We start from the raw sequence: 11,792 nt of genomic DNA on the forward strand, positions 1-11,792 counted from the left end.
GTGTGTTGCCATGGATGGCAACACACGAGCTTACATGGACGTACTTGCAGCGGGTCCCGCCAACCCACCCGTGCCTGCCCAGCGCGACACGGGCCTGCAGTCCGGCTTTTGCCCCACCGTTGCAGTTGCAGTTGCTGTTTCTGTTGCCATTGCCATTGCCATTGCAAGTAGCCCAACGTTCCCGAAATCCCGGAAGAAAAAAAAGCCGCGATGCCAACCAGCATCGCGGCTCACCTCGTGGGGGAGGCCACGCATCACGTGGGATGCGCAAAACCATCAGAACATGTGCAGACCACCGTTCACCGCATAATCCGCACCCGTCACATACGCCGCATCATCGGATGCCAACCACGCACACAGACTCGCCACCTCCTCCGGCTTACCCAGCCGCCGGATCGGCACCGAACCTGCCAGACGATCCAACACATCCGGCGGAAAACTGCTGATCGACTGACTCGCGATATACCCCGGCGAAATCGTATTGACCGTCACGCCCCGCGTCGCCACCTCATTGGCCAACGCCCGGCTGAAGCCATGCATCGCCGCCTTCGCCGTCGCGAAGTTCACCTGGCCGATCTGGCCCTTGTGCGCACTCACCGAGCCGATGTTCACGATCCGGCCCCAGCCGCGCGTGCTCATGCCATCGATCACCTGCTTGGTGATGTTGAACAGCGCATGCAGGTTCGAGCCCATCACCGCGTTCCAATCGTCCGGACTCATCTGCCGGAACAGTACATCGCGGCTGCCGCCGGCATTGTTGACCAGCACATCGATCTCGCCGACCTCGGCTTTCACCTTCGCGAACGCCGCCACGGTCGACGACCAGTCCGCCGCGTTGCCTTCCGAGGCGATGAAATCAAAGCCGAGTTCGCGCTGCTCGCGCAGCCAGGCGGCCTTGCGCGGGGAATTGGGTGCGCAGCCGGCCACCACGGTGTGGCCGTTGCGGGCCAGTTTCTGGCAGATGGCAGTGCCGACACTGCCCATGGCGCTGGTGACGTAAGCGATGCGAAGAGTCATGGCGGAACGCTCCTTGGTAGGCGGGTCAGGACGCAAGCGGATACAGGCCGAACAGCAGCCCACCGAACATCAGCAGCATCGAAATGGCGATCGCCCACTTCAGGGTGAACTTCTGGTGGTCGGCGAACTCCACCTTGGCCAGGCCGACCAGCAGGTAGGTCGAGGGCACCAGCGGGCTGAGCAGATGCACCGGCTGGCCGGCCAGCGAGGCGCGCGCCATCTCCACCGGGGTGATGCCGTAGTTGCCGGCCGCTTCGGACAGGATCGGCAGTACGCCGAAGTAGAAGGCGTCGTTGGACATGAAGAAGGTGAACGGCATCGAGGCCAGCGCGGTGATCACCGCCAGGTACGGCCCCCAGCTGTCGGGGATGATCGCCAGGAAGCTGTGCGACATCGCCTCGACCATGCCGGTGTTGTTGAGAATGCCGGTGAAGATGCCCGCCGCAAAGATCAACGAGACCACCGACAGCACGTTGCCGGCATGGTTGACCACGCGGCGGCGCTGCTCGGCCAGGTTCGGGTAGTTGATCACCAGGGCGATCGCGAAGCCGACCATGAACAGCACCGGCATCGGCAGCACACCCAGGATCAGCGCAGTCATCAGCGCGATGGTCAGGCCCAGGTTGACCCACAGCAGCTTCGGGCGCTTGGTGTCTTCGGCGTCTTCCACCGTCGGCAGCGTATTGCCATCATCGGAGACGCTGTTGTCCATCCAGCTGCCGCCCTGGGGCAGGGTAACGACGCCCAGGCGGCGGCGCTCCTTCATGCCCAGGTACCAGGCCAGCACCAGCACGCCGGCGCAGGCGATCACCATCGAGGGGATCAGCGGCACGAACACGTCGGCCGGGTCCACATGCAGCGCGGTGGCGGCGCGGGCGGTCGGGCCGCCCCACGGGGTGAGGTTCATCACGCCGCCGGCGAGGATGGTCACGCAGGTCATGTTCAACGCGTTCATGCCCAGGCGCTGATACAACGGAAGCATCGCCGACACGGTGATCATGTACGTGGTCGAGCCATCGCCGTCGAGCGAGATCAGCATCGCCAGGATGGCGGTGCCGAGCACGATCTTCATCGGGTCGCCCTTGACGAAGCGCAGGATGATCCGCACCAGCGGATCGAACAGGCCCGCATCGATCATCACCCCGAAGTACAGGATGGCGAACATCAACATCACGCCGGTCGGCGCGATCTTCTTGATGCCTTCCAGCATCATGTCGTCTATGCCGGCCGCGAAGCCGCCGATCAGCGCGAACAGGATCGGAATGGTGATGAGGGCGACCAGCGGCGAGAGCCGCTTGCTCATGATCAAGTACATGAATGTAATGACCATGCCAAAGCCGAGGATGCTCAGCATCATCTGCATTCTCCAGAGGAAACGGTGCGGAAAGTGGGCATCAGAAGTCGTACTGCAGGCGGCCCGTGACCGCGCGGGTGCGGTCCACGGTGGCCTCGGCCAGGCGGTCGCGGTTGCGGCTTTCGATCAGGTTGAGCATGAAGCGCAGGTTCGGGCGCATGTACCAGTTGCCACCCAGCGTCCACGCCTCGGTCTGGCCGTCGCGCAGGTCGGGCTGGCCGATCAGGTGCTGGTCGCCCCGCATCTGGTCATAGCGCAGTGCCAGTTCGAACGCGCCGGCGGCGTGCTGGAAATCCTTGACACGCCCGAAACGACCGGTCTTGCGGTCGTACACGCGCGATTCACCGGTGACGAACCAGCTGAGCATCCCGTAGCCGGCCAGGACCTTGCCGCGCTGGCTGCCGTCATCGAACGTGGCGCCGCTGAATTCGCCCTGCCAGGACAGCGGGCCGCGCACCTGCGCGTACTCCAGCGACCACTTGTTGACGTCGGTGTCGCGGCCGGCCGAGAAATCGACCAGGGTCAGGCGGCTGTTGTCGGACAGATGACCGGCCGGGCGCGGGCGGATGCGCAGGGCAGGCACGCCGTCCGTGCCCGGGTTGTCGTAGCGCTCATGCGCCAGCGACAGGCCCAGGTGCAGGACATCACCGGCCGTGGCGCCGGGTGCCCAGGTGGCGCGGCCACCGGCGGCGCGGCCCTTGACCTGCCAAGCGTCGATGCTTTCCAGGCTGTACGCGCTGGCAGCCCAGGTCATGTCGCCGCGCGCAGCCTGCCAGGACGCGCCCAGCCGGTACAGCGGTGCCAGCGTGGTGCCGGCATTGCCGCGCTCCAGGAAGCTGCCGTAGTTGGAACTGGTGCGGTCATCCAGCGAGAAGAACTGCTTGAACTGGCCCACGGTGAGCTTGCCGGCATCGCCGAAGCTGCGGCTGACGAACACATCCTTGGCCTCGACCCGATCACCGGAGAAATCCGCTTCCAGCTTGTAGTCGACGGCGAAGAACCTGCCCGAGACATCCACCCACGCGCGGCGGATCTCGGTGTCGTCCTTGTTCGGGGTGCCGCGACGGTCGTTGTCGAAGTCGGCGAAATCCAGGTGCAGGCGGCCGCCCAGGGTCGCGGTGACCGGGCGGTCGTCATCGCGGTCGTCGGCGGCCCAGGCGGGCGCGGCCCACAACAGCGTGCAGGCGGCCGGCAGGCACCAGCGCAGTGCGTTCAGTTCCATGGACCCTCCCAGGTACCGGATGTTCGGTGATGACGCGATGGCGCAGCCTAGTGCCGGGATGCTGTCATCCACCTGTCAGCCAGTGCTGCACCGCAGCGAAGCGCACGGCGGGGCTCGCACGCGCTAGCATTCCCGCACCTTTTCCGATCCCGACCGATGCGCATCCTGCTGGTGGAAGACAACCCGGACCTGGCCGACGCGATCGTCCGCCGCATGCGCCGCAGTGGCCATGCCGTGGATTGGCAGAGCGATGGGCTGGCGGCGGCGAGCGTGCTGCGCTACCAGTCGTTCGATCTGGTCGTGCTGGATATCGGCCTGCCCAAACTGGATGGGCTGCGCGTGCTGGCCGGCATGCGCGAGCGCGGTGACAGCACGCCGGTATTGATGCTCACCGCACGTGATGGCATCGAGGACCGCGTGCAGGCACTGGACGTGGGCGCGGATGATTACCTCGGCAAGCCGTTCGATTTCCGCGAGTTCGAAGCGCGCTGCCGTGTGCTGTTGCGGCGTACCCGTGGGCAGGCCAGCGAGGTGGTGCAGATCGGTGGCTTCCAGTTCGACAACGCCGCGCACCGGGTCAGCCTGGACGGTCAGCCGATCGAGCTGCCGAACCGCGAATACCGGCTGCTGGAGATCCTGATGGGCCGGCTCGGGCAGGTGGTCGGCAAGGACGAGATCGGCAACGGGCTGTTCGGCTTCGATGACGAGGCCGGACCCAACGCCATCGAGCTGTATGTCGGGCGCCTGCGCCGAAAGCTGGCCCAGGCACCGCTGCGGATCGTGACCGTGCGCGGCAGTGGCTATCTGCTTGAGGCGCACGATGCGGCGGCCGAGGGCAGTCCCGATGGTGACTGAGGCGCGCGCGCCATCCTCGATCCGGCGCACGCTGTGGCTGTACCTGGGCGGGTTGATGGCGCTGTTCGCCGTCGCCTTGTTCTTTGGCGCGCGTGACTATGGCCAGCGTGCCGCCAACCGCTCCTACGATCACCTGCTGGTGTCCTCGGCGTTGTCGATCGTTGATTCGGTGGCGCTGGTGGACGCGCAGTGGCAGGTCGATCTGCCGTATGCCGCGCTCGATCTGCTGGCGATGGCACCGGAAGACCGCGTGTTCTACCGCGTCTTCGATGCGCGCAACCAGACCGTGACCGGCTACGACGACCTGCCCGCGCCGCCGCGCACGCCGACCGATCGCCCGCAGTTGTTCGACGCGCCCTACAGCGGTGAAACGGTGCGCTTCGTGGTGGTCTCACGACGGGTCTCATCACCCTCCGCGCAGGCGGAGGTGCGTGTGCAGGTGGGGCAGACCCGGCGGGCGCGCGAGGCGCTGGCACAAGATATGGTGACCCGCGCGCTGGTGGCGATCGTGGTGTTGTCGCTGTTGTCGCTGGCCTTGGTCGCGCTGGGGGTGCACCGTGCGCTGCGCCCGCTGGTGAGGGTCGAACGCGAGTTGTCCAGACGCGAACCCTCCGACCTGCGCCCACTGGATGCGACCACACCGCAGGAGATGGACCAGATGGTCGGCGCGCTGAATCACTTCATGGGCCGGCTCTCGAACAGCAATGAAACCCTGCGGGCGTTCATGGCCGAGGCGGCCCATCAGATGCGCACCCCGCTGGCCGCGCTGCGTGCGCAGGCGCAGTTGGCGCTGGACGACGAAGACCCTGAGGACATGCGCCGCAGCCTGGAGGCCATCGAGCGCAATGCCACGCACATGAGCCGGTTGCTCAATCAGTTGCTCAGCGATGCCAGCGTGATCCATCGCGCCAACCTGCAGCGTTTCGCACTGGTTGACCTGGCCGAGATCGCGCACCAGGCCCTGCACGAGGCGGTGCCACAGGCGTTGCCGGCCCCCCGCGTGCAGCTGGCGGTGACCCGCGATCCGGCGTGGGTCAACGGCGATGCACTGCTGCTGCGCGAAGCGATCAAGAACCTGATCGACAATGCGCTCAAATACGGTGGTGACGGCGCGTTGCAGGTGGCCCTGACCACCGAGGAGCGCCACTGCGTGTTGACCATTGCCGACCATGGCCCCGGTATTGCCCCCGCCGATGCCGAGCGCGTGTTCGAGCGCTTCGCGCGGGGCGAAGGCGCGGCGGCCGGAGGGGCGGGGCTGGGCTTGGCGATCGTCAAGCGGGTGGTGGACAGCCATGGCGGCTGCATCGATCTGTCCAACCGGGTGGGCGGCGGCCTGATCGCCACCATCCGGATGCCGAGGAGGCACGCATGAACGTTCTGACCGGTCTGCTGCTGATGGTGGTCGCTGTCACTGCATCCGCCGATCCCGGCGACGTGCAGCGCTTTCCCGCGCAGGGCACGCCGACCGCGCAGCTGCGCATCCACGGTTCCACCGATATCGAGGTGTTTGCGACTGTCATTGCCGATTACCAGCGGCTGCACCCGGGCACCGAGATCGTCTATGAGGACGTGATCGCGCAGGAGATGTACGCGCGCTACCTGCGTGACCGCAGCAGCTCGACCGCACCGGACATGCTGATCAGCAGCGGCATGGACCTGCAGACCAAGCTGGTCAACGACGGGCATGCGCTGTCGCATCGCTCGGCACAGACTGATGCGCTGCCCGCGTGGGCGCAGTGGCGGCACGAGGCGTTCGGGATCAGCTACGAGCCGGTCGCGATGGTCTACAACACGCGCATGCTGCCGGCGGCGCGCGTGCCACACACGCGCCGCCAACTGCTGGAGCTGTTGCGTGCGCCGGATGCACCGCTGCTGGGCCGGGTGGGCACCTACGACGTGCAGCGCAGCAGCGTCGGGTATCTGCTCGCTACCCAGGATGGTCAGCGCGGCAGCATGGCCGGCGCGCTGCTGGGCGCACTCGGCGACAACCGGGTGCAGCTGGAGGAGCGCACCGGCGTGCTGCTGGACCGGGTCAGCAGCGGACAACTTTCGCTGGTCTACAACGTGCTGGGATCGTATGCGCAGGCCCGCATCGATGCCGGTGCACCGTTGGGCATCATCGAGCCGGAGGACTACACCCTGGTGATGCTGCGTACTGCGGTGATTCCGCGTGGCGGCCAGCACCCCGGGGAAGCCCGCCGGTTCCTGGACTACCTGCTGTCGCCCCGCGGGCAGCAGGTGCTCTCGCGCGAGGCGCGGCTGATGCCGATCCTGCCGGCGGCGGGCCAGCGCCGGGGGGCGTCGCCAGAGCGCAGCTACCGCCCGATCCAGCTCGGCCCGGGCTTGCTGGTGTACCTGGACGGGCTCAAGCGGCGCCAGTTCCTGGACGCGTGGCGCGGCAGCATGCAGCAGGGACGGTGAGGCCGACAACGGCCTCGCCGTCCCTGCTGCCCTCGCATTCCACCTCAACCCCGCGCCGTTGGCGCGCCCCCTTCAACACGAAGGGGGCTTTTCTCCAGACGCTCAACGTGTGTAGGCAGGGTTGGGTTGGCACCTCGGGGATGCTGGGGATGCCTCCGCTGGCCGTTTAACCTCATTACAATCGGCGCATGAGTGACATCACCGTTCTGGTCGCCGACGACCATCCCCTGCTGCGTGCCGCGGTCGTGCATTCGCTTCGCCAGGCGCTGCCACAGGTCACTGTGATCGAAGTGGCCAGCGCCGCCACGCTGGAGACAGCGCTGGACCAGCATGCGGAGATCGAGCTGGTCCTGCTGGATCTGACCATGCCCGGTGCTCGCGGGTTCTCCTCGCTGCTGCATGTACGCGGTGCGCATCCCGACGTGCCGGTGGTCATCGTGTCCTCCAACGATCACCCGCGGGTGATCCGGCGTGCGCAGCAGTTTGGTGCGGCCGGTTTCATTCCCAAGTCTGCCCCGGCCGAGACCCTGGGCCAGGCGGTGGCGGCGGTGCTCGATGGCGGGGTGTGGTTCCCGGCGATGGCGGCCGAACGCTCCGAATCCGATGCGCTGCTGGCCACCCGCCTGGCGCAGCTCACCCCGCAGCAGTTCCGCGTGCTGTTGTGCCTGGCCGATGGCCTGCTCAACAAGCAGATCGCCTACGAGCTGGGCCTGGCCGAGAACACGGTCAAGGTGCACGTCACCGCGATTCTGAAGAAGCTGGAATGCCACAGCCGCACACAGGCGGCGGTGCTGGTGAAGGCCCTGGAGCCGGAAGGGGATGCGGGCGCAGGGGTCTAGCGGCGCGTGCTCAGCTGCGATGCCGTAGCAGCAACTGTGTCATCAGGGCCCGCAGCGCGGGCGGGCGCACCGGCTTGGACAGGAACCCCCAGCCGTTTTCCGCGGCCTGCGCGCGCAGCGCATCGTCGCGCTCTGCGGTGACCAGGATCACCGGCGGGCGCGCGTGCCACAGGTCGCACAGCTGTTCGTACAGGTCCGGTCCGTGCCACTGGCCCATGCGCACATCCAGCAGCAGGAGCTTGGGCACATTGAACGCCGAGGCGATCTCGAGCGCGGCCTGCGGCCCATCGGCCAGTTCCACCTCACAGCCCCAGCGCTCCAACAGCGCGCGGGTGGCGGCGCAGACGCGCGGATCATCGTCGATGCTCCAGACCCGGCAGTGGCGCAACGGACTGTCATCGCCACTATCGACCACCGGGGCGACCGTGGGCGCCGGTGCGGCCACCACGTCCGCTGCCGCCCCCAACGGCAGGCTTACCGCAAACACACTGCCGCGCCCCAGGGTGGAACGCAGCCGGATCGGATGGCCGAGCAGACGGCCGATCCGCTCCACGATCGCCAGACCCAGCCCGGCCCCGCGTTCCTGGTCCACACCGTCATCCAACCGGCGGAATTCTTCGAAAATCTCGCTCTGCAGGCTCTCCGGTATACCGGGCCCCTGGTCGTGCACTTCGATGCGCAGCTGATCGCCATCGCGGCGGCAGCCGAGCAACACGCGGCCGCGCGGGGTGTAGCGCAGCGCGTTGGAGAGGAAGTTCTGCAGGATGCGGCGCAGCAGCGCTTCATCGCTCACCACCACGGCACGCGTATCCACCCAGTGCAGCTGCAGGCCGCGGCTGGCGGCGGCCAGCCCGAACTCGCGGGCCAGCGTTTCCAGCAGCGGTGACAGTGCGAAGGGGCGCACATGGGTCTGCAGCGCGCCCGATTCCAGCCGCGAGATGTCCAGCAGGCTGTTGAGGATGGCGTCCTGCGCGGCCAGTGCGGCATCCACGTGCTCGCTGAGCTCGCGGGCGTCACCCTGCAGCTTGCCGCGCAGCACTGAGACGAACATCCGCGCCGCGTTCAACGGTTGCAGCAGGTCGTGCACGGCCGAGGCCACGAAGCGCGATTTGTAGCGATTGGCGCGCTCGGCTTCCCGGCGCGCTTCATCCAGATCGCGGGTGCGCTCGGCCACGCGATGCTCCAGCGCATCAGCCAGCGAGCGCAGCTCGCGTGCGGTGTTCTTGTAGGCAGTGATGTCGGCATAGCTGGTGACGAAGCCGCCATCGGGGAGCGGGTTGCCGCGGATCTCCAGCACCGTGCCGTCGTCTTTTTCGCTCTCGCGCATGTGCGGGCGGCCGCTGCGCAGATGGTTCAGGCGACGCTCGATGGCTTCATCGATCGGCCCCGGCCCGAGCAGGCCGCGGCGTGCGTTGTAGCGGAATATCTCCTCGATCGGCCGGCCGACCCGGATCAACCCGGTCGGGAAGCGGAACAGCTCCAGATACCGTGCATTCCAGGCGACCAGCTTCTGCTCGTTGTCGATCACCACCACGCCCTGCGGCAGGTGCGCCAGGCTGCGGCTGAGACCGCTGTCGGCCTGTTGCGCTGCCTGCAGCACGCCATCCTGGGCGGTGCGCAGTTCCTGCGCGTGCTGCTTGAGCACACTCTCCAGCTCGCGCCGGCTGCGCTGCCGGTGCGCGGCCAGGCGCCGGCGCTGCTGCACGAACAGGCCCAGGAAACACAGTGCCAGCCAGATGCCGCCGGCGGCCAGCGCAGCACTCCGGCCGACCGCGGCACTGGCGCTGGCGTCATGCAGCAGGTGCAGCTTCCACTGCGGCTCGTTCAGCGCCAGGGTCTGCCACAGCACCGGCCGTGGCAGCGCAGGCTGCTCCACGCGGACCATGCGCCCGCCATCGGCCAGTACTTCCACGGTGCGTGCCTGCAGGGGTTGCAGTGAGCGGTCCGCGTACTGGCGGGTGGCGAGCATCTCGTTGCGTTCCTGCGGGCCGAGCGGGCGCAGCAGCCGGTAGCGCCAGGCATCGCCATTGGCCAGGAACACCACATCGTGGGCATCGGTGGCCAGCACGATGTCCGGGCTCTGCAGCCACTCCTGTTCGAGCGCGCGCAGTTCGATCTTGATCGCGACCACGCCCAGCACGCTGCCGCCGGCGTCGTAGATCGCCTGGGAGAGGAAGTAGCCCGGCACGGCCGTGGTCATGCCGATGCCGTAGAAGTGCCCACTGCCGTGTGCCATCGCCTGCTGGTAATAGGGGCGGTAGCTGTAGTCCTCGCCGACGTTGCTGGTCGGCTGGTCCCAGTTGCTGGCGGCCACGGCAATGCCGTGCCGGTCGATCAGGGTCAGGGTGGAGGCGCGGGTGACATTGTTGGCCTGGGCCAGCTTGAGATTGAGCCGCTGTCGTTCGGCGGCGCTCAAGGGGTGCGAGACCGCCTGGTGCAGGTCCGGGTCGAGCGCCAGCACCTGCGGCAGGGTGCCGAAACGATCAATGCGCTGCTGCAGGGTCTGGGCATACAGCCCGAGCTGGCGGCGGACCTGCAGGCTTTCATCGTCCAGTGCCCGCTGCTGGGCATAGCGCCCGGCCAGCAGCGCGCACAGCGCCGTGCCGCCGAGCATCAGGACGATGAGCAGCAGCCAGGGACGATAGCGGGAGACGCGGTACATGCCGTCAGTCTAGGCAGGGCAGGGCGGACGCGCATCAACGCGTCCGCCGGGCGGCCTCAGAAGTGCATCTGGGCACGCAGCTCGAAGATCTCCGGCTGGCTGCGCACGCCGCGACGGCTGGCGTCGACCTTGACGTAGTTCGCCTGGAACTTGAAGTGCGAGGTCAGGTACCAGTTGGCGCCGATGGTCCAATCGTGCTGGCGGCCGCCGAACACGTCGGCATCGTCCAGATCGATACGGCTATAGCGCGTTACCAGCTCCACCGCGCCGTAGTCGTGGGCCGGCTTGACGTTGGCCACGGCACCGGCGTTGTACGGGCGCGATTCGCCGGTCAGGATCCAGCTGGCCATCGCGTACTGGCCGTTGCCGGTGTAATCCGGCTTGCCGTCACGGCTGACCGTGGTCTGCAGCGCTTCGCCCTGCAGCGAGAACGGGCCGCGGATCCAGATGCCTTCCAGGCCAGTGCGCACGATCTTGTCGGCGGTGATCAGTGCGCCGGAGTCGACCAGACGGATATCGGTCAAGCCGGCTTCGGGGCGCGCGCGCAGGCGGGCACTGGCCGGGTGCGAGACATCGCGGCCATCGCGGTAACCGCGTGGGTTTTCCTGCGAATAGGCCAGGCCCAGGTGCACGACGTCGCCCGCGGCCTTGACCGGGGTCCACACCGCACGCATGGCCTGGGTAGTGCCGGGGTTGTCGCCCTGCAGGTCCTTGCCGCCATAGGCGCCGGCCTGCAGCAGGTACTGCGGGCGCTCCAGCACCCATTCGGCACCGGTGCGGCGGCCTTCGTAGAACGCCTGCACGGGCAGGGCGGTCTCCAGGAAGCTGCCGGCGCGCGAGGAGGTGCCGGCATCCAGGCCGACCGGGGTCTTCATGTAGCCGAAGCGGAAGCGGCCGATGTCGCTGCCGAAGAAGGCCTTGCTTTCCAAGCGCACGAACACGTCGAGCCAGGTGTCGGCCTGGAAGTCGTAATAGACCATGGCGTCGTACACGCCCTTCTTCTTCAGGGTCGCGCCGAATTCCTTGCGGCGCACGGCGTCGGCATCGTCGATGCCACTGCCGCCGGAGAAGTCGTTGAGGTCGTAGGCAATGTTGGCAGTGGCTGCCAGCTCGGTACCGTCACTGAAGGTGGTCTTGGTCGGCCAGTTGTCCCAGTCGGCCGCGGTGGCGGCGAGCGGGGCGGTGGTCAGGGCCAGGGCGATGAACAGGGGCGTAGGGCGCATGGGCGGTAGCTGCTAGATAAGGGTGGGGCAGAACAACAACGGCCGCGGACGGCAAATCTGTGGGTCTCTCCCCCTGATCCGCTGCCGGGCCACCCGCCGCCGTGGGGGCGCGGTGCCTGGGCAGTGTAGGCAGTCCGGCCAGCTGAACCGGGGGGCTAGTACCAATAGGTTATCTGCGTTGGCGAGATGCGGGCGTAAA

At 67.4% G+C, this 11,792-nt stretch carries 9 protein-coding genes; 4 read left to right on the forward strand and 5 right to left on the reverse strand.

The window, feature by feature from the left end; translation table 11 throughout:
• Positions 1–276: 276 nt before the first annotated feature.
• The 3 genes from phbB to QMX81_RS08170 are packed head-to-tail and all read right to left on the reverse strand — an operon-like array spanning position 277 to position 3,593.
• A complete protein-coding gene (gene phbB / locus QMX81_RS08160) occupies positions 277–1,017 on the reverse strand; it encodes an acetoacetyl-CoA reductase (RefSeq protein ID WP_088432597.1) in 741 nt (246 codons plus the stop codon).
• Between the two features lie 25 nt (positions 1,018–1,042).
• Complete coding sequence (locus QMX81_RS08165; protein ID WP_070473693.1) at positions 1,043–2,371, reverse strand: CitMHS family transporter; 1,329 nt, start codon at positions 2,369–2,371, stop codon at positions 1,043–1,045.
• 40 nt (positions 2,372–2,411) lie between these two features.
• On the reverse strand, positions 2,412–3,593 hold the full coding sequence (locus tag QMX81_RS08170) for a porin (protein WP_282260422.1): 1,182 nt from the start codon (positions 3,591–3,593) through the stop codon (positions 2,412–2,414).
• Between the two features lie 156 nt (positions 3,594–3,749).
• Between QMX81_RS08170 and QMX81_RS08175 the strand changes: the two genes are divergently transcribed.
• From QMX81_RS08175 to QMX81_RS08190, 4 genes are all read left to right on the forward strand, one after another.
• The gene (locus tag QMX81_RS08175) at positions 3,750–4,448 is read left to right on the forward strand and encodes a response regulator transcription factor (RefSeq protein ID WP_282260424.1); all 699 of its coding nucleotides are present in this window, start codon (positions 3,750–3,752) and stop codon (positions 4,446–4,448) included.
• Positions 4,438–5,820 carry a sensor histidine kinase gene (locus tag QMX81_RS08180; protein ID WP_282260426.1) on the forward strand — a complete coding sequence of 461 codons (1,383 nt, stop codon included), beginning with the start codon at positions 4,438–4,440 and terminating at the stop codon, positions 5,818–5,820. The genes QMX81_RS08175 and QMX81_RS08180 overlap by 11 nt, the downstream gene beginning before the upstream one ends.
• The gene (locus tag QMX81_RS08185; RefSeq protein ID WP_282260428.1) at positions 5,817–6,869 is read left to right on the forward strand and encodes an ABC transporter substrate-binding protein; all 1,053 of its coding nucleotides are present in this window, start codon (positions 5,817–5,819) and stop codon (positions 6,867–6,869) included. The genes QMX81_RS08180 and QMX81_RS08185 overlap by 4 nt, the downstream gene beginning before the upstream one ends.
• 188 nt (positions 6,870–7,057) lie before the next feature.
• Entirely contained in the window at positions 7,058–7,708 is a 651-nt protein-coding gene (locus QMX81_RS08190; RefSeq protein WP_259259176.1) for a response regulator transcription factor, read from the forward strand.
• A 10-nt stretch (positions 7,709–7,718) separates the two neighbouring features.
• Here the strand turns inward: QMX81_RS08190 and QMX81_RS08195 are convergent, their stop codons facing one another.
• Both QMX81_RS08195 and QMX81_RS08200 read right to left on the reverse strand, forming a co-directional pair.
• A complete protein-coding gene (locus QMX81_RS08195; RefSeq protein WP_282260436.1) occupies positions 7,719–10,370 on the reverse strand; it encodes a PAS-domain containing protein in 2,652 nt (883 codons plus the stop codon).
• A 56-nt stretch (positions 10,371–10,426) separates the two neighbouring features.
• On the reverse strand, positions 10,427–11,593 hold the full coding sequence (locus QMX81_RS08200) for a porin (protein WP_282260438.1): 1,167 nt from the start codon (positions 11,591–11,593) through the stop codon (positions 10,427–10,429).
• Between the last annotated feature and the right edge of the window lie 199 nt (positions 11,594–11,792).

The sequence above is a fragment of the Stenotrophomonas sp. PS02301 genome, from assembly GCF_029959485.1.
GTDB classification, from domain to species: domain Bacteria; phylum Pseudomonadota; class Gammaproteobacteria; order Xanthomonadales; family Xanthomonadaceae; genus Stenotrophomonas; species Stenotrophomonas maltophilia_Z.

Excerpts from the sequence above, each read along its gene's own strand:
- QMX81_RS08185 (WP_282260428.1), top strand. The coding sequence starts at position 5,817 with ATGAACGTTCTGACCGGTCTGCTGCTGATGGTGGTCGCTGTCACTGCA.
- QMX81_RS08180 (WP_282260426.1), top strand. The coding sequence starts at position 4,438 with ATGGTGACTGAGGCGCGCGCGCCATCCTCGATCCGGCGCACGCTGTGG.
- QMX81_RS08165 (WP_070473693.1), bottom strand. The coding sequence starts at position 2,371 with ATGCTGAGCATCCTCGGCTTTGGCATGGTCATTACATTCATGTACTTG.
- QMX81_RS08200 (WP_282260438.1), bottom strand. The coding sequence starts at position 11,593 with ATGCGCCCTACGCCCCTGTTCATCGCCCTGGCCCTGACCACCGCCCCG.
- phbB (WP_088432597.1), bottom strand. The coding sequence starts at position 1,017 with ATGACTCTTCGCATCGCTTACGTCACCAGCGCCATGGGCAGTGTCGGC.
- QMX81_RS08175 (WP_282260424.1), top strand. The coding sequence starts at position 3,750 with ATGCGCATCCTGCTGGTGGAAGACAACCCGGACCTGGCCGACGCGATC.
- QMX81_RS08190 (WP_259259176.1), top strand. The coding sequence starts at position 7,058 with ATGAGTGACATCACCGTTCTGGTCGCCGACGACCATCCCCTGCTGCGT.
- QMX81_RS08195 (WP_282260436.1), bottom strand. The coding sequence starts at position 10,370 with ATGTACCGCGTCTCCCGCTATCGTCCCTGGCTGCTGCTCATCGTCCTG.
- QMX81_RS08170 (WP_282260422.1), bottom strand. The coding sequence starts at position 3,593 with ATGGAACTGAACGCACTGCGCTGGTGCCTGCCGGCCGCCTGCACGCTG.